At 64.6% G+C, this 20659-nt stretch carries 23 protein-coding genes and 2 pseudogenes; 18 read left to right on the forward strand and 7 right to left on the reverse strand.

The annotated features are described in order from the left end of the window. Positions 1 to 39 precede the first annotated feature (39 nt). The 5 genes from B9A11_RS15765 (at position 40) to B9A11_RS15785 (ending at position 5386) form a co-directional block, all read left to right on the forward strand. A complete protein-coding gene (locus B9A11_RS15765; protein ID WP_058248773.1) occupies positions 40 to 1128 on the forward strand; it encodes a type 2 periplasmic-binding domain-containing protein in 1089 nt (362 codons plus the stop codon). Between the two features lie 71 nt (positions 1129 to 1199). Further along, entirely contained in the window at positions 1200 to 1727 is a 528-nt protein-coding gene (locus tag B9A11_RS15770; RefSeq protein ID WP_143595904.1) for a TRAP transporter small permease, read from the forward strand. 65 nt (positions 1728 to 1792) lie between these two features. Further along, complete coding sequence (locus tag B9A11_RS15775; protein WP_058248775.1) at positions 1793 to 3100, forward strand: TRAP transporter large permease; 1308 nt, start codon at positions 1793 to 1795, stop codon at positions 3098 to 3100. Between the two features lie 38 nt (positions 3101 to 3138). Next, positions 3139 to 3996: an IclR family transcriptional regulator gene (locus tag B9A11_RS15780; protein ID WP_058248776.1), complete on the forward strand. Its 858-nt coding sequence runs from the start codon at positions 3139 to 3141 to the stop codon at positions 3994 to 3996. Positions 3997 to 4120: 124 nt separating this feature from the next. Beyond that, a complete protein-coding gene (locus B9A11_RS15785; RefSeq protein WP_058248777.1) occupies positions 4121 to 5386 on the forward strand; it encodes a 3-hydroxyacyl-CoA dehydrogenase family protein in 1266 nt (421 codons plus the stop codon). A gap of 41 nt (positions 5387 to 5427) precedes the next feature. On the opposite strand, the gene B9A11_RS15790 is transcribed toward B9A11_RS15785, so the two are convergent. Together B9A11_RS15790 and B9A11_RS15795 are read right to left on the reverse strand one after the other, a co-directional pair. Beyond that, the gene (locus B9A11_RS15790; RefSeq protein ID WP_058248778.1) at positions 5428 to 6063 is read right to left on the reverse strand and encodes an aminotransferase class IV family protein; all 636 of its coding nucleotides are present in this window, start codon (positions 6061 to 6063) and stop codon (positions 5428 to 5430) included. Continuing rightward, entirely contained in the window at positions 6021 to 7142 is a 1122-nt protein-coding gene (locus tag B9A11_RS15795) for an aminodeoxychorismate synthase component I (RefSeq protein WP_058248779.1), read from the reverse strand. Before B9A11_RS15795 ends, B9A11_RS15790 begins: the two co-directional genes overlap by 43 nt. 180 nt (positions 7143 to 7322) lie before the next feature. On the opposite strand from B9A11_RS15795, the gene B9A11_RS15800 reads away from it, so the two are divergent. Beyond that, a complete protein-coding gene (locus B9A11_RS15800; RefSeq protein WP_058248865.1) occupies positions 7323 to 8195 on the forward strand; it encodes an alpha/beta fold hydrolase in 873 nt (290 codons plus the stop codon). A gap of 95 nt (positions 8196 to 8290) precedes the next feature. On the opposite strand, the gene B9A11_RS15805 is transcribed toward B9A11_RS15800, so the two are convergent. After that, the gene (locus B9A11_RS15805; protein WP_058248780.1) at positions 8291 to 8992 is read right to left on the reverse strand and encodes a FadR/GntR family transcriptional regulator; all 702 of its coding nucleotides are present in this window, start codon (positions 8990 to 8992) and stop codon (positions 8291 to 8293) included. A 124-nt stretch (positions 8993 to 9116) separates the two neighbouring features. Here B9A11_RS15805 and B9A11_RS15810 point away from each other — a divergent pair, with 124 nt between their 5' ends. The 6 genes and pseudogenes from B9A11_RS15810 to B9A11_RS15835 all read left to right on the forward strand — a co-directional run. After that, positions 9117 to 10313 carry a mandelate racemase/muconate lactonizing enzyme family protein gene (locus B9A11_RS15810; RefSeq protein WP_058248781.1) on the forward strand — a complete coding sequence of 399 codons (1197 nt, stop codon included), beginning with the start codon at positions 9117 to 9119 and terminating at the stop codon, positions 10311 to 10313. Then, a complete protein-coding gene (locus B9A11_RS15815) occupies positions 10310 to 11077 on the forward strand; it encodes an SDR family oxidoreductase (RefSeq protein WP_058248782.1) in 768 nt (255 codons plus the stop codon). The genes B9A11_RS15810 and B9A11_RS15815 overlap by 4 nt, the downstream gene beginning before the upstream one ends. A gap of 9 nt (positions 11078 to 11086) precedes the next feature. Further along, positions 11087 to 12046: a 2-hydroxyacid dehydrogenase gene (locus B9A11_RS15820; protein ID WP_058248783.1), complete on the forward strand. Its 960-nt coding sequence runs from the start codon at positions 11087 to 11089 to the stop codon at positions 12044 to 12046. A 132-nt stretch (positions 12047 to 12178) separates the two neighbouring features. Further along, positions 12179 to 12637 (forward strand): (R)-mandelonitrile lyase, encoded by a 459-nt coding sequence (locus B9A11_RS15825; protein WP_058248784.1) that lies wholly within the window; start codon positions 12179 to 12181, stop codon positions 12635 to 12637. Between the two features lie 81 nt (positions 12638 to 12718). Continuing rightward, positions 12719 to 13654, forward strand: coding sequence for a LysR family transcriptional regulator (locus B9A11_RS15830; RefSeq protein WP_234988871.1), 936 nt, complete (start codon positions 12719 to 12721; stop codon positions 13652 to 13654). Positions 13655 to 13752: 98 nt separating this feature from the next. Then, a pseudogene (locus B9A11_RS15835) lies at positions 13753 to 13977 on the forward strand (transposase); the annotation flags it as partial. A 177-nt stretch (positions 13978 to 14154) separates the two neighbouring features. Here the strand turns inward: B9A11_RS15835 and B9A11_RS15840 are convergent. Beyond that, positions 14155 to 14832, reverse strand: a complete 678-nt coding sequence (locus tag B9A11_RS15840; RefSeq protein ID WP_058248785.1) for an imm11 family protein — start codon at positions 14830 to 14832, stop codon at positions 14155 to 14157. A 203-nt stretch (positions 14833 to 15035) separates the two neighbouring features. Between B9A11_RS15840 and B9A11_RS15845 the strand changes: the two genes are divergently transcribed. Further along, entirely contained in the window at positions 15036 to 15434 is a 399-nt protein-coding gene (locus B9A11_RS15845) for a MarR family winged helix-turn-helix transcriptional regulator (RefSeq protein WP_143595905.1), read from the forward strand. A gap of 15 nt (positions 15435 to 15449) precedes the next feature. On the opposite strand, the gene B9A11_RS15850 is transcribed toward B9A11_RS15845, so the two are convergent. Continuing rightward, positions 15450 to 16103, reverse strand: a complete 654-nt coding sequence (locus B9A11_RS15850; protein WP_058248787.1) for a TetR/AcrR family transcriptional regulator — start codon at positions 16101 to 16103, stop codon at positions 15450 to 15452. Positions 16104 to 16403: 300 nt separating this feature from the next. On the opposite strand from B9A11_RS15850, the pseudogene B9A11_RS22235 reads away from it, so the two are divergent. From B9A11_RS22235 to B9A11_RS22515, 3 genes and pseudogenes are all read left to right on the forward strand, one after another. Then, positions 16404 to 17780 (forward strand): annotated as a pseudogene (locus B9A11_RS22235) (tannase/feruloyl esterase family alpha/beta hydrolase). 66 nt (positions 17781 to 17846) lie between these two features. Beyond that, positions 17847 to 18716: a carboxylesterase family protein gene (locus B9A11_RS22510; RefSeq protein ID WP_058248790.1), complete on the forward strand. Its 870-nt coding sequence runs from the start codon at positions 17847 to 17849 to the stop codon at positions 18714 to 18716. Continuing rightward, positions 18665 to 19495 carry a carboxylesterase family protein gene (locus B9A11_RS22515; protein WP_143595906.1) on the forward strand — a complete coding sequence of 277 codons (831 nt, stop codon included), beginning with the start codon at positions 18665 to 18667 and terminating at the stop codon, positions 19493 to 19495. Before B9A11_RS22510 ends, B9A11_RS22515 begins: the two co-directional genes overlap by 52 nt. A 53-nt stretch (positions 19496 to 19548) precedes the next feature. On the opposite strand, the gene B9A11_RS15870 is transcribed toward B9A11_RS22515, so the two are convergent. Beyond that, positions 19549 to 19740: a hypothetical protein gene (locus B9A11_RS15870; RefSeq protein ID WP_058248792.1), complete on the reverse strand. Its 192-nt coding sequence runs from the start codon at positions 19738 to 19740 to the stop codon at positions 19549 to 19551. 275 nt (positions 19741 to 20015) lie between these two features. Here B9A11_RS15870 and B9A11_RS15880 point away from each other — a divergent pair, with 275 nt between their 5' ends. Next, a complete protein-coding gene (locus tag B9A11_RS15880; protein WP_058248794.1) occupies positions 20016 to 20285 on the forward strand; it encodes a hypothetical protein in 270 nt (89 codons plus the stop codon). Positions 20286 to 20291: 6 nt separating this feature from the next. Further along, complete coding sequence (locus B9A11_RS22520; RefSeq protein ID WP_268811261.1) at positions 20292 to 20426, forward strand: hypothetical protein; 135 nt, start codon at positions 20292 to 20294, stop codon at positions 20424 to 20426. On the opposite strand, the gene B9A11_RS22525 is transcribed toward B9A11_RS22520, so the two are convergent. Further along, positions 20398 to 20658, reverse strand: a complete 261-nt coding sequence (locus B9A11_RS22525; protein WP_222103134.1) for an acyl-CoA dehydrogenase family protein — start codon at positions 20656 to 20658, stop codon at positions 20398 to 20400. The two genes, B9A11_RS22520 and B9A11_RS22525, sit on opposite strands and share 29 nt — an antisense overlap. Position 20659 lies beyond the last annotated feature (1 nt).

The raw sequence follows: 20659 nt of genomic DNA on the forward strand, positions 1-20659 counted from the left end.
AAACAGGTGCAAAGAGTCACAGGGAGGAGCCAGGTGACTATGCTCAAAGCCGCCGCGCTTGGCACTGTTGCAATTGCCGCGCAGGCGCAGGCCGAAACCATCACCTACGGCAACTTCATGCCCGCCGGTCACCCGATCAACACCCAAGCCGTCCTGCCCTTCTTTGAGCGCATGACCGAAGCCACGGGTGGCGAGATGACCCTGGACCTGCAAGCGGGCGGCGTCATCACCGGCACCAAGACCACGCTGGAAGGCATCGATTCGAACCTTGTGACCGCGGGCTACGTCGTCGACCTGTATATCCCGTCGTCGCTGCCCTACTCGGTCACGATCACCAACCTTGGCATGAACGCCGCAAGCCCGCTGGCCGGTTCTGCCGCCGCGACCGAGCTGCACCTGACCCAGTGCCCGGGCTGCGTCGCCGAGATGGAAGATTACAACACGCGCACCTTCGCCGTGCAGCGCATCACCGACTATACCATGTACTGCCGCGAGGGCATCGAGACCACCGCCGACATGGCAGGCAAGAACATCAAGGTCTCATCCAACTGGGGCTTGATCGTCGAAAAGCTGGGCGCGAACGCGGTCAACGTGCAGGCGTCGGAAATGTACGAAGCGTTCCAGCGCGGCCTGATCGACTGCGCCGTGGCGCCGGAAATCTGGCTGGAGCAGCGCAGCCTGTGGGACACCGCCAAGGTGGTCTTTGACCTGCCGCTGGGGGCGTTCCAGGGCGGTCACCTGATGGCGACGAACATGGACGTCTACGAAGACTTTGATGACGCCACCAAAGAGGCCTACTTCGGCAACATGCCCAAGCCGATCACCGAGGTGAGCGCGGCCTATATCGGCGGCGACGTGTCGGCCCGCGAAAAGGCGGCGAATCACGGCGTGAAATACGTAGAGGCGGACGACGCCTTCAAGGCGATCCTCGCCGAGGCCCGCGCCGAGAACGAAGCGCTGACCATCGCGCGCGCCAAGGACGCCGGTGTCGACAACCCCGAAGAGCTGGTGGCCAAGTTCAAAGAGCTGATCGCCAAGTGGGAAGCCATCAAGGCCGAAGTGAACGGTGACATGGACGCCTTTGAGGCGCGCCTCAAGGCTGACATCTACGACGGTCTGCCGCGCTAAGCGTCTGCTGCGAGTGACAGGCGCGTGTCCCAAAGCGGGGCGCGCGCACCAAAGGGAAGGGAGGCCCACGCGTGACACAACCTGTGAACGAATCCGTATTCACACCGATCGAGACGGCCATCGAATGGCTGGCCAAGCTGTCGTTCTTTGTGGGCGCGCTGTCGATCATCCTGATGATGCTGCATATCGGGGCCGATGTCTTTGCCCGCACGTTTTTCGGCTCTGGCGTGCCCGGCACGCTGGAGATCACCGCCGAGTGGTACATGATCGGCATCGTTTACATGCCCCTCGCTCTGCTGATGCTGCGCGACCAGCATATCTCGGTCGATCTGTTCATCCACAACCTGAGCCCCCGCGTCCAGCACGGGCTGCGCGCCGCGACCGGGGTGCTGGCCATGGCGTATTTCTACTATTGGGCGGATGCCTCTTTGCAGCTGGCGCTGAAAAAGACCAAACGCCTGTCGTTCCTTGACAGTGGTCTTTGGCAGATCCCCACATGGCCGGTCTATTGGGCCTGTTTCATTGGCGTGGTGCTGCTGATGCTGGCGACCGCCGTGATGATTGTCCGCGCGGTGATCGCGTCTCGCACGGCGGACTGAGCGCGGCCCGCGCGCCCAAGCCCTTCGCCTAACCGACTACTTTAGACTTGGAATGATATCCGCCCATGGAACCTGCAACCGTCTTTATTTTTGCGCTGCTGATGCTGTTTGTGCTGCTGGCGCTTCGGATGCCCATCGCGATTGCGCTGTCGCTGGTGTCCGCCGGGGGCATCCTGATGATCCGAGGCCCGCGCGCCGCCATGGCGATGATGGGGTCCGAGACGCATGATTTCGCCGCACATTGGACGCTGAGCGCGATCCCGATGTTCCTGCTGATGGGGGCCTTTGCCTTTCAGGGCGGGCTGACCACCTCTCTGTTCAAGGCCGGGCGCATCTGGCTAAGCCGTCTGCCGGGGGGCCTTGCGGTGGCGACAAACGCGGCGACGGCGATGTTTGCGGCCTCGTCCGGCTCTTCCATTGCGACCTCGGCGGCGATGACGCGGCTGGCGGCACCGGAAATGCTCAAAGCGGGCTATGCGCCGTCGCTGGCGACCTCTGTGATTGCCTGCGCGGGCACCATTGGCGCGCTGATCCCGCCGTCGATCCTGTTCGTGGTCTATGCGTGGGCCACCTCGGAGAACGTCGGCCAGCTGCTGATGGCGGGTCTGCTGCCGGGGATCCTGACCGCGCTGGCCTATACCGCGCTGATCATCACGCGGGTCAAGCTGGACCCCTCGCTCGCCCCGGCGGTGAACGATCATTACACTTGGGCCGACCGTCTTGGGGTGCTGAAGGAAATCTGGCCGATCCCCTTTTTGATGCTGGTGGTCACTGGCTCGATCTATGGCGGCTTTGCCACCGCGACAGAGGCCGCCGCGCTGGGGTTGATCGCGACGCTGCTGCTGGTGGTGCTGCGCGGCAGCTTTAGCATCAAGTTCCTGCGCGATTCCGTCACCGATGCGGTGACCAGCTCGGCGTCGGTGTTCTTTGTCGCGCTTGGCGCGGCGCTGTTTGCCAAGCTGCTGGCGCTGTCGGGCATCCCGCCAATCATCGGCAACTTTATCGAACAGTCGAACATGACCGCCATGCAGTTGGTGTTCGTGGTGATCGGAGTTTACCTGATCCTCGGGATGTTCCTTGACCCGATCGGCATCCTGCTGATCACCCTGCCGATCCTGCTGCCCGCCTTTGACGCACTGGAGACGAACCTGATCTGGATGGGCGTCATCATCGTCAAGATGATCGAGATCGGCCTGCTGACCCCGCCTGTTGGCCTGAACGTGTTTGTCGTCAAAGGCGTGCTGGGCGATGAGGTCGAACTGAAAGAGATTTTCAAAGGCGTGATGTGGTTCCTTGTGGCCGAAGTCTTTATCATGGGCCTTATCATCGCATTTCCGCAAATCAGTCTCGCCCTGCCGAACCTGATGCAATAAGCGGAGCGGCAGTGCGACAGGCCGGACAGGAGACACCGATGACCGAGACAAAGCTGAAAAACGAGGGCAGCCCGCATCCGTCGGCCCCTGCGCGCGTCTTTGCCTCTCGGTCGCTGGAATCGCTCGAAGAGGAGTACGGCGAGGATCGCAAGTTCATCTGGTCGGTGGCCCGCGCCATGCAGATCCTTCAGGCGTTCCGCCTGCGGGACGGGGCGATGGGCAACAACGAGCTGTCCGAAAGCACCGGCATCGCCAAGGCGACGGTAACGCGGCTGACCCATACGCTGACCGAGCTGGGGTATCTCAAACGCGACAACGCGCGCAAATACTACCCCAGCCCGACGCTGCTGACGCTGGGCTACACGGTGCTGGGCAAGCTGCGCGTGCGGCAGATGGCGCAGGCCGGGATGCAGGAAATCGCCACCGCGTCGAACGCGTCTGTGGCGCTGGCCTGGCCCGAAGAGGACACGATGGTCTATGTGGCGGCCAACGCCGCGCCCGGCTCTGACGGGTTGCTGCTGGACGTGGGCGCGCGCATCGGCATGGCGAACACCTCGGTGGGGCGGGCCTATCTGGCGTGCCTGCCGGACGACGCTTTGGCGGCGAAATACGCCCGCTGGGAGGTGCTGTACGGTGCGGAATGGCCCGCCATGAAGGACCGTATCGAGCGCGCCATCGAACAGGTGCGCACCCGCGGCTTTTGCATGGTGGATCGCGAGTGGCGGTCGAACGTGCGCGCCGTGGCGACGCCGGTCTACGATGCCGACCACCAGACCTATATGGCGATGAACTGCGGTGGGCCGGCCTTTGTGCTGGACCCGGCCAAGCTGGAACAGGAATACGGGCCCCGCCTTGTCCATTTGGCGGCAAAGCTGGGCTGGCGCTCGCCCTGGTGACCTTGGGGGTCGCGCGGGGCTGAACAAAGGAACAAGAGGAAAGACCCGAACGCGGTCCCTGCGGGGGACCGTGCGGGACAGCTATGGCCTGCGCCCTTTGTCGCACAGGGGGAGGAGAGGAAAGATGACCGATCATTTGCACGCCAACATGCAGGACAACCCCACCGACGCGACGCTGGCCTTGCGCGCGCTGCGGCGGTTCCCGGACCGTGTGGCCTTTCGCTGGGACGGGGGCGAGCAGACGATCCTCGCGTCCAACACCTCTTCGCTGTCGATTGCGTCGATTGCCAAGAACTGCGCGCAAAAGGATCGCGTGGTGGGGATGCACTTCTTCAACCCTGTGCCGCTGATGAAGCTGGTCGAGGTGATCCCCGGCGCGGCCACCAGCGCCGATGTGACCGAGACCACCGTCGCCGTGTCCAAGCAGATGGGCAAGGTGCCGGTGATCGCCAAGGACGGCCCCGGCTTTATCGTCAACCTCGGGGGCCGCGCGTATTACACCGAAGGGTTGCACATCGAGGCCGAGGGCGTCGCCCCGCCCGAGCAGATCGACCGCATCATGAAGATGGCGGGGGGCTTTCGCATGGGTCCGTTCGAGCTGATGGACCTGACGGGGATCGACACCAATTATCCGGTGTCGACGTTCATCTTTGACGGCTACCACAACGACGCGCGCCTGCGCACCACGCCGCGTCACGGCTATATGGTCGAGGCAGGGCGTCTGGGCCGCAAGGTCGGGCAGGGGTTTTATGACTATTCGCAAGACCTGCCCAAGCTGCCGGTGCCGCCCGAAGCGGGGCCGGTGACCGAGCTTGCGGCGCATGTGCCGGGCCAATTTGCGGACGCGTTTGGCGCTCTGGCGGACAAGGGGCTGAACGTGCAGGCCGATAATGGCACCGCACCGATTTTGGTTGCGCCCTTGGGCGAGGATTGCACCACGGTTGTGCATCGCCTTGGGCTGGACGCGCGGCGCACGGTGGCGGTGGACCTGTCCGGCGCGGCCATGGGGATCGTCACGGTGATGACCGCCCCCGGCGGCAATGACGCGCTGGAGGGCGTGACCTCTTGGCTGCAAGGCGCGGGCCTGCACGTCGAGGTGATCAAGGACAGCCCCGGTTTTGTCGCCCCGCGCATCATCGCGATGATCGTCAACCTGTGCTGCGAGATGGCGCAGATCGGCGTGGGCTCGCCCGAAGACCTCGGCAAGGCCATGACCATGGGTCTGAACTATCCCATGAACCCGCTGAGCTATGGCGACGAGGTGGGCCGCGAGCGGCTGCTGGCGACCATGCAGGGCTTGCAGGCGGTCACCGGCTCCGAACGCTATCGCCCAAGCCTGTGGCTGCGGCGGCGCGCCATGCTGGGGCTGTCGCTGATGTCGGCGGACTAAGTACGGGGGGCGGCGCGCCGAGGGGTGGGCCGCCTTTTGCCTTAGGGTATAAGCTGCGCCGGGATCAGGCCGCGCAGGGCGTTGCACAGCGCAAGACGCGGGGCGCGGTCCAGTTGTGCCGCCGGGATGCTAGCGACGCGGGCCTGACCCGTGGCCAGCAGCTCGGCCCGCATCACACCGGGCAGCACGCCATCGGACAGCGGCGGCGTGACCCACATCCCATCCACCTTTACCAGTAGGTTGGTGATCGTGCCTTCGCAGGCTTGGCCCATTTCATTGAGGAAAATCACCTCGTCGAGGCCTTGGGGCAGGGCGGCACGAGCGCTATCGTACAGGGCGCGCCGGGTGGATTTGACCCCCAGCCACGGATCGCGCGCAGACAGCCGCTGGGGCGCGATGGCCACCCGCCACAGGGTCGCCGGGGGCGGAACGGTGCCTTGGGTCATCTCCAGCCCCTCCGCGCCAAGGGTCAGGCGCAACCGCTGCGGGGCGTCGCCCGTGACCCCCGCCAAGGCCGCATCGAACCCCGCCGGGTCAAAGTCAAAGCCCAAGCGGCGCGCCGACAGGCACATCCGGTCCCGGTGCCGCCGGGCCAAGGCCACGCCCACCCCCGGCTGCCAGAGCATGGTCTCGATCAGGCGGGTTCCGGCTGGAACGTGGCGAAACGGCTCTTCCATAGGGCTTCCTCATATTCGCTGTCGGCGCGGCTGTCCCAGACCAGACCGCCGCCGACGTTCAGCACCGCCTGCCCGTTTTCCACCAAAAGCGTGCGGATGGCCACATTGAACGACGCGCGTCCGTCCGGCGCGGCCCAGCCGATGGCCCCGCAGTATGCCTCGCGCGGGTGCTGTTCCAGCGCGCGGATGATCTGCATCGAGCGGATTTTCGGCGCCCCGGTGATCGACCCGCAAGGGAAAATCGCCGTCAGGATGTCTGCAAGCCCTGTGCCTGTGGCCAGCTGCGCCTCGACCTGGCTGACGACCTGGTGAACCGTCTCGTAGGTTTCGACCTTGAACAGCTCGGGCACGCGGACGCTGCCCGGCTGGGCGATGCGCGACAGATCGTTGCGCAAAAGATCGACGATCATCAGGTTTTCGGCGAGGGTCTTTTCGTCCTGCGTCAGGGCATCGCGCAGCTTTGTGTCCTCGGCGGGGGTGGCGCCGCGCGGGGCGGTGCCTTTCATCGGGCGGGTGGCGATGGTGCCGTCCGCGTCAACGCGAAAGAACAGCTCTGGCGAGCGCGACAGGATCGCCGGACCCTCCGCCGGTTCGATCAGCGCCCCATGGGCCACCGGCTGCCGCCGCGCCAAAGCGGCATAAAGCCCGCGCGGATCGCCCTTGAACGTGGCCCGCAAAGGCATGGTCAGGTTCGCCTGATAGATGTCGCCCGCGCCAATGTGATCGCGCACCGCGTCAAAGGCCTGCGCATAGCGGGCGGAGTCCCAGTCGGGGATGAATTCCCCCAGCTCAAAACCATCGCCCCCAAGCGGCGCGGGCTGTTGCGGCGCGTCATAGACACCAAAGGACAGCAGCGGCATCCGGCGCTGGACGGGCATCAACGCGGCCAGCCGCGGCTCTAGCACGTAGCCCAGTTCGTAGCTGGCGTATCCGGCCAGCCAGTGGCCGCTGGCCTTGGCGGTTTCCAGCGCGGCAAAGGCGGCGGGCACCTCTTGGGGTGTGTGCGCCTCGATCAGCCGGATGGGGTGGTCAAAGCCCGAGGCGTTCCCTCCCGGACCGTTATCGAACCTGATGCGCATGACGGGAATCCTGTCGCGTTGTTTTGCGCCCCGTACATGGCAAATTCCGTATGAGTGCCAGTGAAAAATGCGCCTCTTGAGGGCGGGCAGCGACACTTGGCCGATTTATGGGCAAAGCGGGGCGGTTTCGCCCCTTTGCGCGATGCGCTAGACCGGGGGCAGCTAATGAAAGGCCAAAAGATGCAGACCAAAGCGCGCCCCTGTCACTGGATCGTCGACGGCCTCGAGCTGGCCGGGTTGGAATGGGGGCCACAGGACGGCGTGCCGGTGCTGGCGCTGCACGGCTGGATGGACCACGCCGAGAGCTTTGCCGTGCTCGCGCCGCTGCTGGAGGGGTGCCACGTGGTGGCGCTGGACCTGAGCGGGCAGGGGCTGAGCGGGCATCGCGCGCCCCATGCGACCTATAATATCTGGGATGACCTGCCGCAGGTTGCGCAGGTGCTGGACCAGCTTGGGTGGGAGTCTTGCGTGCTGATGGGGCATTCGCGCGGGGCCAATATCAGCGCGCTGTTCACCGCCGCCCAGCCAGACCGGGTGCGGGCGCTGATCTCGATTGATTGCCTGACGCCCGAGCCGGTGGAGGCCAGCGTGGTGACGACGCTGCGCGCCTTTATCGAAGAGACGCGCAAAGTGGCCGCACGGCCCCCGCGCGTGTTCGAGAGCAAGGACGCCTACGCGGCGCGGCGGCGGCACCAAGGCAACCCCGAGCATGTCTCGTACGCCTTGGCCGCGCGCGCTTTGGAAGAGGACGAGGGGGGATTTCGCCTGCGGGGGGATGCGCGCATGTTTGCCAGTTCCGCGATCAAGCTGACCCAAGCGCAGGTCGAAGACGTGATGCGCGCGATCCAGTGCCCGGTGCTGAACATCTGGGGGCAGGATGGGTTGCTGGCGCGGCGGCCGCAGACAGTGGCTTTGGCCGAGCGGGGGGCGGCGTTGATTGCGCGCTATGAGCGGCACGATCTGCCGGGCGATCACCATCTTCACATGGACCCCGCTGTTGCGCCGCGGATTGCCGAGTTGGTGCTGGATTTCCTGCGGCGGTCTTTAGGGTAGGGGTGGAGGGGGCTCTGCCCCCCCTGCCCGTTGGGCATTCCCCCCGGGATATTTTTCAAGAGAAGAAGACGGGAGCGTGGTGCGGGCGGCGTCCGTCAGGTGACACCGGCGCGCAAGAGCGTGGTGATGGCGCTGTCGAAGTGATCGGACATGGCTGTTTCCGCGCGGGTGGCGTTTTGGGCGAGGATCGCTGTGGCGATGCGCTCGTGGCATTTGATGTTTTCAAGGCGGTTGTCGTAGGTGCTGCGGGCGTGCCAACCGATGGTCCATGTCTGCCGGGTGATGTCGCTGAGGCTGTCGACCAGCATGGCATACAGCGGATTGCCCGAGGCGGCGGCGATGGTCGCGTGAAAGCGGATGTCCAGTTCCATCAGGTCGGTGTGGCCGCCCTGAAGCGCTTTGAGCATGGCGGCGGTAAGGTCGAGCAGGTCTTTGGCCTGCGCGTCGCTGCGGCGCAGGGCGGCGAGGCTGACGGTGCGCATTTCCAAGCTGCGGCGCACGTCCAGGATTTGCTGGATGGTGAGGCTGTTGGCTTGCGTCGCGTGGTTCAGCACAAGCGCGAGCGGGCCTGCGTCGGGCATGGCCACGCGGGCCCGCCGTGAGCCGCCGATGTCGAGGATGCGCAAGGTGGCCAGCCCGCGCAGCGCCTCGCGGGTGATCGGGCGCGACACGCCGAGGTGCGCGGCCAGCGCGCTTTCGGAGGGCAGGGCATCGCCGGGGCGCAGGCCTTGGGTGCGGATCAGGTCTCGGATGCCTTGCATAGCGATTTCAGGGAGGCTGGCGGCAGTTTCGGGCATTTTGCGGCTTTGGCTGGGGGATTTGACATGGATTGTCTGACAATTAGCCCCGAATTGTAACCTCAAACTGGCGTTACGGCGGGAAATCTTTAGGGAGGGTCTCTAGCAGGGCAGGGAGGCCGCCATGAAGATCACCGCCATTCGGACCTATCGGGCCGAGGAATTTGCCAACGTGCTTTGGGTGCATGTGGAGACCGACGCCGGGATCACCGGGCTGGGCGAGACGTTCTACGGGGCCGAGGCCTGCGCCGCGCATATTCACAATACGCTGGCGGGGCGTCTGTTGGGGCAGAACCCCCTGAACATCGAGGCGTTGCACCGCGAGATGGTGAGCCTGCCCAATGCGCAGGCCTCGACCGGGGTGGAGTATCGCGCCGCCTCTGCCATCGACATCGCGCTGTGGGACATCTTTGGCAAGGTGGCCGGGCAGCCGGTGCACGTGATGATGGGCGGGCAGTCCTGGGACCGCGTCCGCGTCTATAACACCTGTGCGGGCACGCGCTATGTGCGCACCAACTCAATCCGGCCGGTGGACACGTGGAACCGGGGTGCGGGGCGGTTTGAGGACCTCGACGCCTTTATGACCGACGCTGGCGCGCTCGCCGAAGACCTGCTGTCGCAGGGGATCACGGCGATGAAAATCTGGCCGTTCGATCCGCCCGCGATCGAGAACAAGGGGCAGTTCATCACCGCAGAGCAGATGAAAACCGCCGTCAAACCCTTCGAGCAGATCCGCAAAGCCGTGGGCGACCGGATGGAGATCATGGTCGAGCTGCATTGCCTGTGGAACCTGCCCGTGGCCAAGGACATCGCGCGCGTCTTGGAGGACTACGCCCCCCGCTGGTTTGAGGACCCGATCCGCATGAACAACCCGCAGGCCTTGGCCGAGTTCGCGCGCAGCACGCATGTCTGGACCTGCGCGTCGGAGACGCTGGGGTCAAGGTTCGCCTACAAGGATTACCTCGACCGGGACGCGGCGCATGTGGTCATGGCGGACCTGTGCTGGACCGGCGGGCTGACCGAGGGGCGCAAGATCGCCGCGCTGGCGGACCTGCACCACCGCCCCTTTGCGCCGCATGACTGCATCGGTCCGGTGGGCTTTGCCGCCGCCATCCACATGAGCTTTAGCCAGCCCAACACCCTGATCCAAGAGAGCGTGCGCGCCTTCTACAATGGCTGGTACAAGGAGCTGGTGACAGAGGTGCCGCGCATCGAAGGCGGCTATGTCTACCCGATGGAGGGGCCGGGGCTGGGGACCGAATTGGTGCCGCAGTTCTTTGACCGCTCTGACCTGACAACACGTGTATCGGAGGCGTCATGAGCCTGAATTTGTTTGATCTTTCCGGGCGGACTGCCTTGATTACCGGATCGTCGCGGGGTCTGGGCCGGGCCTTTGCCCAAGGGCTGGCGGGTGCAGGCGCGCGGGTGATCTTGAACGGGGTTTCGACGGAGCGACTGGAGCAGGCCGCGGCAGAGATGCGCGCGCAGGGCTTTGACGTGCTCACTTGCGCCTTTGACGTGGCGGATGAGGCGGCGATCGTGGCGGCGTTCGAGGCTTTGGATGCTGACGGCATCGCGGTCGACATCCTCGTGAACAACGCCGGCATCCAGTTCCGCAAACCCATGCTGGAGCTGGAGACCGCCGACTGGCAGCGCGTACTGGACATCAATCTGACGGCGGCGTTTGTCGTGGGCCGGGAGGCGGCCAAGCGTATGGCCGAACGGGGCCGGGGCAAGGTGATCAACATCGGCTCGCTGACCTCGGAATTGGCCCGCGCCACCGTCGCGCCCTACACCGTCGCCAAGGGCGGCATCAAGATGCTGACCAAGGCGATGGCCGCCGAGTGGGGCGAAAAAGGCATTCAGGCCAATGCCATAGGCCCCGGCTACATGGTCACCGACATGAACGAGGCGCTGCTGTCGAACCCTGAGTTTGACGCTTGGGTCAAGGGGCGCACGCCCATGCGCCGCTGGGGCTTGCCGCAGGAGCTGGCGGGCACCTGCATCTACCTCGCGTCCGATGCGTCGAACTATGTGTCGGGGCAGATCATCTATGCCGATGGCGGCATGATTTCCGTTCTCTGAGGGGCTGCTATGACCACGAAAATCGTCTTTTACGGGGCCAACGCTTCGACCTTTCAGCCGGGGCTGGCCGAGCAGTTGGACGCCCCGCACCAGATCACCGTGATCTCGGACGCCGCTGATCAGCCGGGCGAAGCGCAGGCGCTGGCCGAGGCCGACGTGGTCGTCGGCGTGCATTACAGCGTGGCAGGGGTGCAAAACGCCCGCCTGTTCCAGCTGCCCGCCGCCGGATACGACAAGGTGGACATGGACGCGCTGCCCGAGGGCTGCGCCGTGTGCAACGCCTTTGGCCACGAGAACGCCATCGCCGAATACGTGATGACCGCGCTGCTGTCGCGGCATGTGCCTTTGGCCGATGCGGACGCGCGGCTGCGGCGGGGCGACTGGCTGTACTGGGCGGGTGGCCCCGGCGGGCTGCGCACCGAGATGGGCCAGCAGAGCATTGGCATTGTTGGCCACGGCCATATCGGCAAGGCGGTCAAGGAGCGGGCGCTCGCCTTTGGCATGACGGTGCATGTGGCCAACCGCTCGCGCATTGGCGACCCGAGGGTGACGCAGCACGGCCTCGATGCGCTGGCCGAGATGGCGGGGCAGGTGGACGTGCTGCTCAATACCCTGCCGCTGGCGGACACGACCGAAGGGCTGATCGACGCCGCCGTCCTTGCCGCGATGGCCGACGGCGCGCTGGTGATGAACGTCGGGCGCGGACCGGTAATCTGCGAGGATGCGCTGTGGGGCGCGCTGAAAGACGGGCGGCTGAGCGGTGTCATCGACACGTGGTACAGCTATCCCGCCGCGCAGCAGGACGCCGCGATGCCGTCGAAATACCCCTTTCACACACTGGAAAACGTGACCATCACGCCGCATATGTCCGGCTGGACCACCGGCACCATCGCGCGGCGGACCCAGACCGTGGCTGAAAACATCAACCGTCTGGTGCGGGGCGACGCCTTGCTGAACCGTTTGAGATAAACGCAAAAGGTTCCATGAGTCAGCCTCATCGGCGCGATGGGCGATGCGGGCATTATCCACAGCATGCGCCAGCCTAGCTCCTTTAGCAGCGAACCGGCCAAAAGGCCGCCTCTGTCCAAAAGGAGACGACCCATGAAACGCACCCTGACGACCCTCGCGCTGATCCTGTCCGCGCCTGCCGCCTTTGCCCAAGAGATGACCGTGACCAAGGCGGGCGAGCTTGCAGGGCAAATCGGCGCGGCGGAAACCTTTACCGGGACGGCCTATGTGGCGCCGGTGTTCTCGCCCAACATGAACGACGTCAGCGCCGGTCACGTGACCTTTCTGCCCGGCGCGCGCTCGGCTTGGCACACGCATCCGGCGGGGCAGCAACTGGGGGTGACCTCGGGCACCGGCTGGACGCAGGAACGCGGCGGCACGTGCTACATCATCGAGGCCGGTGACGTGGTCTGGTGCCCGCCGGGCGTCGAGCACTGGCACGGCGCGACCGACAAAACCGCCATGTCGCACTATGCCATTCAGGCTTCGGTGGACGGCTCTGCCGTGGAATGGGGCCCGCTGGTGACCGACGAAGAGTATCACGACCACTGACCAAAGGTACGGCGCGTCCGGGCTTGGCCCCGTGGCGCGCCGCATAATCGCTCGACCTTATGAGCAGGGGGCATATATGGTATGGCAAACACCTTGGTCCTTGACCGGAAATCCTCTGCCATGCTTCGTGAAAATATCAACGATCTCATTGCCTTGGCCGCCGTTGCCGAAGAGCGCAGCTTTACCCGCGCCGCCGCCCGCCTGAACGTGTCGCAATCGGCGCTGAGCCATAAGATCAAGAGTCTTGAGCAACGTCTTGGGCTGCGGCTGCTGACCCGCACGACGCGATCGGTTGCCCCTACGCTCGAGGGCGAAGACCTGCTGGCCACGCTCAACCCGTGCTTTGAAAAGATCGAAGCGCGGCTTATGGCGCTGAACGATGCCCGCGACGAGCCGACGGGCACGGTGCGGATCGTGGCGGTGGAATATGCCATTGATACGATCCTGTGGCCCAAGCTGGCGCCGCTGCTGAAAGACTACCCCAAGATGAACCTCGAGTTCGTCATGGACTATGGCTACACCGATCTGGCCAGCTCGCAGTGTGATGCGGGGGTGCGCTATGGCGATCAGGTCAGCGACGGCATGATCGCCATGAAGATCGGCCCCGAAGAGCGGATGATCTGCGTCGCGGCCCCCGGCTATTTCGAGGTGGCAGGCCGTCCCGAGACGCCGCAGGATCTGTCCGACCATCGCTGCATCAACCTGCGGCTGTCGACGCATGGCGCGCTGTATGCGTGGGAGTTCGAAGACGCCGACGGCCATGAGATCAACGTCAAGGTGCAGGGGCAGCTGTGTTTCAACACGATCCACCCGATCCTGCGGGCGGCGGTGGACGGGCATGGCTTGGCTTTGGTGCCGGACCGGCTGGCCGCCAAGGACATCGCGGAAGGGCGGCTGGAGGTCTGTCTGGACGATTACTGCCCGTCGTTTCCCGGCTTTCACCTGTATTACCCCAGCCGCCAGCGCCCGTCGTCGGCCTTTCAGGTTGTGCTGGACGCCCTGCGCCACCGCGACTGACGCGCCCGCCCGCGGGGCGCCTGGGCGGCGGAGTCCCTGTAATCATGATTATGTGAATACTCCAGCCTGACCGGACCAGCGTTTGCTTGGAGTCCTGTGGTAGTATCTTCATTAATCGCAATGGGTTGCGTTGGCGGGACGCCCCGGCGGAATATGGTCCGCACAAAACGCTCTACAGCCGGTGGCAACGCTGGAGCGAGAAAGGCATCTTCGTGCGGATGATGGCCGGGCTGGCGGCGGAACACGGTGAGAAGACGACCGCGATGATCAACGCGACCTACCTGAAGGCGCACCAAACTGCGGCCCTATCCCGAGTTCAGCGACGTTATCGCCTTTGTTTTGACCGCCACGACAGCTACGAGGCCAGTCTGGCGCAATTCGACTGGTTAAGCCAGACGGTCCGCCCGACGTGGGACACTCTCGCGGTGACCGCAACGGAATAAGGATCAGGGGCGCAATTTTCCCTTTTGTCAGGGAGCGCCCCAAGCCCGCAGATTTTTTCAAACCGCCATCAAGCGCATGAACTTGGGTGTTTTGAGCTTCGCCGCAGCAATCGCATCATGAAAGCTGTCCGAGACATAAAAATCAAAACCCGAAATGCCGGTTTCCGCAGAGAAAAAGCCACGCCAGAGGTGATGCCCCTCAATCACCTTCGGATCCAATGCAATTCCCGCAGCACAATCCTTTGAGGTCCCATTTATTCTCATCAGACCACTCTTTGCCTTGGTAAAGCAGTTCGGATCACTATTTTCAGCGTCGAAAGCATCCAGAATGCTTCGGATTCGCAGTAAATAGTAAGACCCCTTTACTGCCTCGCCTGTCAAAGAAATCACGTCCATCGGGGCGATTTGATGTCGTCCGGGCTCCAACCCCTCCAGGATATCCTTGACCTCTTGGGACAGGCAAAGCCCAAAGCCCACGTCAAAGATATCTCCAAGAGACTTGTAGGCCTTTGCCAAGTGGTAAGACCGGGGGAAAATCTCGTCTGGAATAACAGCAGTTCCCTTGTGATACTCTTTCCAGAGCTCAAGCTTGTAAGTCGTGAAAAACGCGTGTTCGGTTTTACCGTCCTCGACCAGCTTTTTGTAATACTCTTCCACAAGGGGCCAATAGCCCCGAAACTCCCCGTCTGGATTAAACCGCCCAAAGACGCTGGGGATGTCAAAAGCATAGGGCATCTGTTTCGCCTCTTATCTGGGTGACGGCCTGAACAGGCCCGCCCCGTGCGGCGCCCATCTTGCGCAGGCAAGACGGGTTGTCAAACCGCCTCGCCTTATCCAAGGGACTGGTCTGCCTTAACACCAAAGCAAGAAGCCACTCCCCGCAAAATGGCGTATCACAGCATCAGGTTTTCATTGACGACCGACGATGGAGCACCCTCTTGCGAGGCAGCAACTGCCAAGGGATTACCGGTGCGCGGTTTCGCGGCGCAGTCGGCCTTGGGATAACAGAGTGGCGGGTGATCGCGATGCTCGGCATCGAACCGGACACCACCGCCCAGTGGGTCGCCGAGGTGGTCAAGCTTGACACGTCCGCGGTCAGCCGGGCGCTGAAATCGCTTGCGGCATCCGGCCATGTCATCGCCCAAGAGATCGGCACCGGCGGTCGGCAAAGCACCTGGCAGTTGACCGACTTTGGCATGGAGGCGCATCGGCGCATTCTGGCCATCGCCCTTGCGAACGAGCTTGCCAGGATCGAGGGCATCCCCCTTGCAGACCTCGGGATTTGTCAGCGGGTTCTGCGACAGATGCTGCGCAACCTCGCCGCGCTCGAATCCTAAGACGGCCCGGTGGGATCAGCTTAACCCGTCCAGCACAAGGCGCACCGCCATGGCGTAAGAGGTCCGAAAGGTCTCCTTGGCGAACATCGGCGCGAGGTCTTCGGGCACGTCATCGGGTTTGCGCGCGGCTGCGATGTCGAACTGCGCCGCGCCCTGCATCGACAGCATCAGCACCATGCTGGCTTCGCGCGTGCGCTCTAGCGACGCGCCGGTCTGCGCCGCCAGAACCTGCGCCACGCGCAGGCCCATCTCGCGCATCCGTCGTTTTTGTTCGAACAGCGGCTCGGGGGCGATATTGGTCTCGATCACCGTGAACAGCCGCGCCAGCAGCGGCAAAAACACCGGCACCTGCGCGGGCGCATCGACCAGGACACGCGCCAGCGTCTCCGGCGTCGCCTCTGCCTCGATCTGCTGGACGACCTGCTCCATCGCGTCAGCAAAGAGCGCCAGCAGCAGCTCTTCCTTGGTGCGGGCGTATAGATAGAGCGTCCCCTTGGACACGCCCGCCTCCTTGGCGATGGCGTTCATGGTCAGCGACTCAAAGCCGGTCTGGCCGATCATCGCCCGTGCGGCATTCAAGATCGCGCCGCGCCGCGCCTCTTTCTCGCCGTCAGAGCGGGCGCGTTTTCGTTTTCCGGCAATGGCATAGCGGATTTCCCCCGATGTCATGAGATTTTCACCCGATAACTGACCGCCGGTCAGTATTTATATGACCGCAAGTCAGTTATACGTCACTGCGACCAGAATAGCCACCCCGGCGTGACTGCCCCTTTTGAAACACCAAGCCACCACGGACCCCACATATGACACGTTCTCTCGTGACCGCCGCCTTGATGAGTACCGCGCTCGCGGCCCCCGCCTTTGCCGACAATTGCGCCGATCTTGGCGGGATTTCGCCTGTATAACACGCGCATCGACAGCGCGGCCCTGCAAGGCGCGGGCACCCTGCCCCCCGATCCCATGAGCGCCATGACCGGCGGCTCGCCCACCCCCGTCGAGGTCGGCGCGCATTGCCTTGTCGAGGGCAAGATCGAAGACCGCGAGGGCGTGAACGGCCAATATGGCATTCGCTTTCAGCTGCGGATGCCCGAGGATTGGAACGGCAAGTTCCTGTTCCAGGGCGGCGGCAATGATGGGTTCATCGCCCCCGCCATTGGCGCGATCCCGTCGACAGGCTCCAGCGCCACGCCTGCGCTGAAACGCGGCTATGCGGTGGTCAGCATGGATGGCGGCCACGCGGCCATGAGCCTTGAGTTCACCCAAGACCAGCAATCGCGCCTTGATCTCGCCTATGCGTCGATCGGCAAGGTGACCTATGCCGCCAAGTCGCTGATCGACGCCTACTACGACGCCGCTCCCGACCAGTCCTATTTCATGGGCTGCTCGAACGGCGGGCGCGAGGCGATGATGGCCGCGCAGCGTTTCCCGCTGGAGTTTGACGGCGTGGTCGTGGGCAACCCCGGCTTTCACCTGTCGCGCGCCGCGCTTGGCGGGGTCTGGGACGTGACACAATGGGCCAAGATCGCCCCGCGGGACGCCATGCACAGCGCGCTGACCCAGGCCGATCTGGACACCGTCGCCGCCGAGATCAACGCCCAGTGTGATGCGCTCGACGGGCTGGAGGACGGCGTGGTCGCCGCCTACCGCCAGTGCGCATTCGACCCCGAGGCGCTGCGCGGCCAACTGCCGGACGCTTAGCTGGATGCGCTGATCGCCGTGATGGACGGCGCCAAGGACGACCAAGGCACCAACGTCTACACCGGCTGGCCGTGGGATCCGGGTGTTGCCGCGCCGGGCTGGCGCGCGTGGAAGCTGGGCAGCGAACAGATGCCCGCCATGCACCAGACGCTGACGGTTCCCTCGACGGGCGCGGTGTTCATGACCCCGCCGCAAGAGGTGCCGCTGAACCCCGATTTTGCCGAACTGGCGCGTGAGGTCGCGGATGTGGGCGGCTACTTCGACGCGGATGAGACCTTCTTGACCACCTTCGCGCAGCGGGGCGGCAAGATGGTGATCTTCCAAGGGCTGGCCGACCCGATTTTTAGCGCCGAGGACATCGCCCGCTGGCATGACGAGGCGGAACGGTACACCGGCGCGGAGTTTGCCCAGCTGTTGATGGTGCCGGGGATGACCCACTGCGGCGGCGGCAACGCCACCTTCGAGGATTTCGATCCGCTGACCGTGCTGGAGGGTTGGACCGCCGGGGGCGAGACGCCGGTGTCCATGCCCGCCCGCGCCCCGTCAATGCCAGAGCGCACCATGCCGATCTGCGCCTACCCGCTTGAGGCGCTGTATACCGGCGGCGATGTGAACGACGCCGCCAGCTACACCTGCACCGCACAATGAGTTTACGGGGCGCGCCTAAGGCCGGGCGCGTCCCTTTTCCAGCAATTTCCCGCAAGCAGACAAGACATGTCCTTTTCCCTGACCCGCCGGAGCCTGCTGCGACGCGGCGGCGCGGCCCTGATGGCCACCACCCTGCCCCGCTTTGCGCGTGCAGAGGCTAGCGCCATGATCGAGACCGCGCTTGGCCCCGTCCAAGGCGTGACCGAAGGCGGCGTGACCCGCTTTCTTGGCCTGCGCTATGCCCAGCCGATCAGCGGCAAGAACCGCTTTCTGCCGCCGCAGCCCTTGGCCCCGTGGACCGTGACCTTTGTCGCCGGCACCCACGCCGACACCGCCCCCCAAAGGCCAGAGTCGGTGAATGGCACCCCCGTCACCCACGCCTTTGCGCCGCCTGAGTATGTCAAAGCGGGCGAGGATTGCCTCGCGCTGAACGTCTGGACGCCCGAGGGCGCGCGCGGTCTGCCGGTCATGGTCTGGCTGCACGGCGGCGGCTGGCAGTCGGGTTCTGGCTCTTGCGCGATCTATGACGGCACGCGGCTGGCGTCGCGCGGCGATGTGATCGTGGTGACCCTGAACCACCGCCTTGGCGCACATGGGCTGACCGGTTTTAGCCGTATCCTCGGCGGAGACTACGCCGACAGCGACAACCTGTCGGTCAAGGATATGGTCGCGGCGCTGGAATGGGTGCAGGCCAACATCGCGGCCTTTGGGGGCGACCCGGACAGCGTCACGATCTTTGGCGAATCCGGCGGCGGCTGGAAGGTCAACACGCTGCTGGGCGTGCCCTCGGCCAAGGGGCTGTTCCACCGCGCCATCGTGCAAAGCGGGCCTTTGATGCGCTTCCACACACGCCCGAAGGCGCCGACGCGGTCGCGCTCAAGCTCTTGGAACACCTCGGGATTTCCCCCGATGCCCCGCAGGCGCTGGAAAGCCTGACCATGCAGCAGGTGCTGGACGCCGAACGCGCGGTCATGGCCGACTTCCTCATGGGCGCGGCCGCCCCCGGTTTCCCGTCCGGCTTTTGGCCGGTGATCGACGGCGACTTTGTTCCCGCGCATGTGCACGACCCGGTGACCGCGCCTGCCAACGCCGATGTGCCGGTGATGCTGGGCCAGACAGGGACCGAGTTCACCCTGTTCATGCTGCAAGACCAAGGCGCCTACACTCTGGACGATGCCGGGCTAGAGGCGCGCGTCACCCGGATGCTGAGCGAGGATGCGCCTTGGGTGCTGGACAGCTACCGCCGCGACTTCCCCGATTACGTGCCCTCGGCGCTGTACTTCCGCATCTACTCGGACTTTGCCATGGGGGCGCTGTCGAACAGCATCCTCGACGTGCGCGCCACGACGGGCGCGGCTCCGGTCTATGCCTACCGCTTTGACTGGATGACCCCGATCGAAGGCGGGCGGCTGTTCTCGCCCCACACGATCGAGATCCCCTTTGCCTTTGACAATGCCACGACCGAGGCAGGCATCATCATGACCGAAGGCGGCGACGCGGTGGCAACTCTGGCCAAGACCGTCTCCGAAGCTTGGGTGCAATTCGCCAAGACCGGCACGCCCGCCGCGCCCGGCCTGCCCGAGTGGCCCGCCTACGATCCACAGGCCCGTCAGGCGATGCACCTGAACACGCAAAGCCACGTCGCCCCCTACATCGACCCGCGCGCCTTTGACCTGTTCAAGGCCAAGCTCTGGGCGAGCGCGGGGCTGGAGTAGCGCGCCAAACCCCGCCGCGCTTTGCCCAGTCGCGGGCACGGCGGGCTACCCCGTCACATCAATCGGCGCGTAAGGATCGTTGTCAGGAAAATCTCGGACACGGTTCGGCGCAGCCACGTGAGCCCCGCAGCTTGGCCAGCGCCTGACTGACCGTCGGCTGGCTGACGCCCAGACGCTCGGCGTGCGTTCAGGTCCCGCAGCAGCGTGTCCAGCAGCAGCTTGATGTCGATGTCCCGTAGCTTCATCCTGCGGCGCCCAAGGTATTGGCTTTCTGAATAATGGGTATTCAGATCCTTTGGGGGGTCTTGGGCATCTACAGCTGGAAGCGCGGTCGCTGGAACGCCTTCTTTCTTTATGGCTTCGCCTTCACGGTGTTTCTGAACAGCCGCTACATCACCGAAGGGATGCACGGCGCGATCACCTTTTCACCGGTATTTTCGACCTCTCGGCGCATCTTGGCGTCGACTCGGACGCCCCCGGCGCGGCGCTGGCAACCTGCGCAAACAACGCGTGTTCGGTGATGACGCAATCCGACACGCACCTGTCGTGGGCCGTGGCCTTTCACCAGCGTTTCGTCGGCGAGCCTGCGCGCGCGGGGCTGCTGATCGGGCATCTGGCCTTCAACACGATCGCTCTGATCCTTGCCTCGGTGCAGATCTGGCGGCCCGGTGGGCAATTCCGCAACCACAAGACCCTCGGCCAGCTTTGCGTCGGCAGCTTTGCCCTAAGCATGGTCTGCGCCGGTCTGCTCAATTCCGAATTGCACGCGGTCAAGTCCTACGGGCTTTGATGGACGATGCTGGGCTTGTATTTCCTTGGGCTGGTGGCGCTGGTGCCCATGGTGATCGGGATCGCGCTGGCGGACATGATCCGTAAACGGGCGGACGCGCGGAAGGCCGCAGTCACGCTCCAAGCAGTCCCTGCGCAATAAGCCAACGGACGCCCGTCAGGTCCGCTGCCGGTCGTCCAACCCCAACCCCGCGCCCGATGATCTCGCGCATGATTTCAGACGTACCGCCATGAAAGCGGCTGATCCGGGCGTCGCGATAGAGTCGCGAGATCTCGTATTCCTCCATGTAGCCCGCCCCGCCGTGCAGTTGCAGGCACTCGTCAACCACGCGCGCCTCGACCCCCGAGGTAAACAGCTTGGCCTCAGCGGCCATC

It is taken from the genome of Tropicibacter naphthalenivorans (genome assembly GCF_900176475.1).
Classification (GTDB): domain Bacteria; phylum Pseudomonadota; class Alphaproteobacteria; order Rhodobacterales; family Rhodobacteraceae; genus Tropicibacter; species Tropicibacter naphthalenivorans.

Coding starts and splice junctions, on each gene's coding strand:
- B9A11_RS15795 (WP_058248779.1), bottom strand. CDS start 7,142: ATGCGCATCAGGTTCGATAACGGTCCGGGAGGGAACGCCTCGGGCTTT.
- B9A11_RS15785 (WP_058248777.1), top strand. CDS start 4,121: ATGACCGATCATTTGCACGCCAACATGCAGGACAACCCCACCGACGCG.
- B9A11_RS15830 (WP_234988871.1), top strand. CDS start 12,719: ATGGCAAACACCTTGGTCCTTGACCGGAAATCCTCTGCCATGCTTCGT.
- B9A11_RS15815 (WP_058248782.1), top strand. CDS start 10,310: ATGAGCCTGAATTTGTTTGATCTTTCCGGGCGGACTGCCTTGATTACC.
- B9A11_RS15765 (WP_058248773.1), top strand. CDS start 40: ATGCTCAAAGCCGCCGCGCTTGGCACTGTTGCAATTGCCGCGCAGGCG.
- B9A11_RS15820 (WP_058248783.1), top strand. CDS start 11,087: ATGACCACGAAAATCGTCTTTTACGGGGCCAACGCTTCGACCTTTCAG.
- B9A11_RS15780 (WP_058248776.1), top strand. CDS start 3,139: ATGACCGAGACAAAGCTGAAAAACGAGGGCAGCCCGCATCCGTCGGCC.
- B9A11_RS15810 (WP_058248781.1), top strand. CDS start 9,117: ATGAAGATCACCGCCATTCGGACCTATCGGGCCGAGGAATTTGCCAAC.
- B9A11_RS15775 (WP_058248775.1), top strand. CDS start 1,793: ATGGAACCTGCAACCGTCTTTATTTTTGCGCTGCTGATGCTGTTTGTG.
- B9A11_RS15850 (WP_058248787.1), bottom strand. CDS start 16,103: ATGACATCGGGGGAAATCCGCTATGCCATTGCCGGAAAACGAAAACGC.
- B9A11_RS22525 (WP_222103134.1), bottom strand. CDS start 20,658: ATGGCCGCTGAGGCCAAGCTGTTTACCTCGGGGGTCGAGGCGCGCGTG.
- B9A11_RS15805 (WP_058248780.1), bottom strand. CDS start 8,992: ATGCCCGAAACTGCCGCCAGCCTCCCTGAAATCGCTATGCAAGGCATC.
- B9A11_RS15790 (WP_058248778.1), bottom strand. CDS start 6,063: ATGGAAGAGCCGTTTCGCCACGTTCCAGCCGGAACCCGCCTGATCGAG.
- B9A11_RS15825 (WP_058248784.1), top strand. CDS start 12,179: ATGAAACGCACCCTGACGACCCTCGCGCTGATCCTGTCCGCGCCTGCC.
- B9A11_RS22520 (WP_268811261.1), top strand. CDS start 20,292: ATGCTGGGCTTGTATTTCCTTGGGCTGGTGGCGCTGGTGCCCATGGTG.
- B9A11_RS15800 (WP_058248865.1), top strand. CDS start 7,323: ATGCAGACCAAAGCGCGCCCCTGTCACTGGATCGTCGACGGCCTCGAG.
- B9A11_RS22510 (WP_058248790.1), top strand. CDS start 17,847: ATGTCCTTTTCCCTGACCCGCCGGAGCCTGCTGCGACGCGGCGGCGCG.
- B9A11_RS15840 (WP_058248785.1), bottom strand. CDS start 14,832: ATGCCCTATGCTTTTGACATCCCCAGCGTCTTTGGGCGGTTTAATCCA.
- B9A11_RS15870 (WP_058248792.1), bottom strand. CDS start 19,740: ATGAAGCTACGGGACATCGACATCAAGCTGCTGCTGGACACGCTGCTG.
- B9A11_RS15880 (WP_058248794.1), top strand. CDS start 20,016: ATGACGCAATCCGACACGCACCTGTCGTGGGCCGTGGCCTTTCACCAG.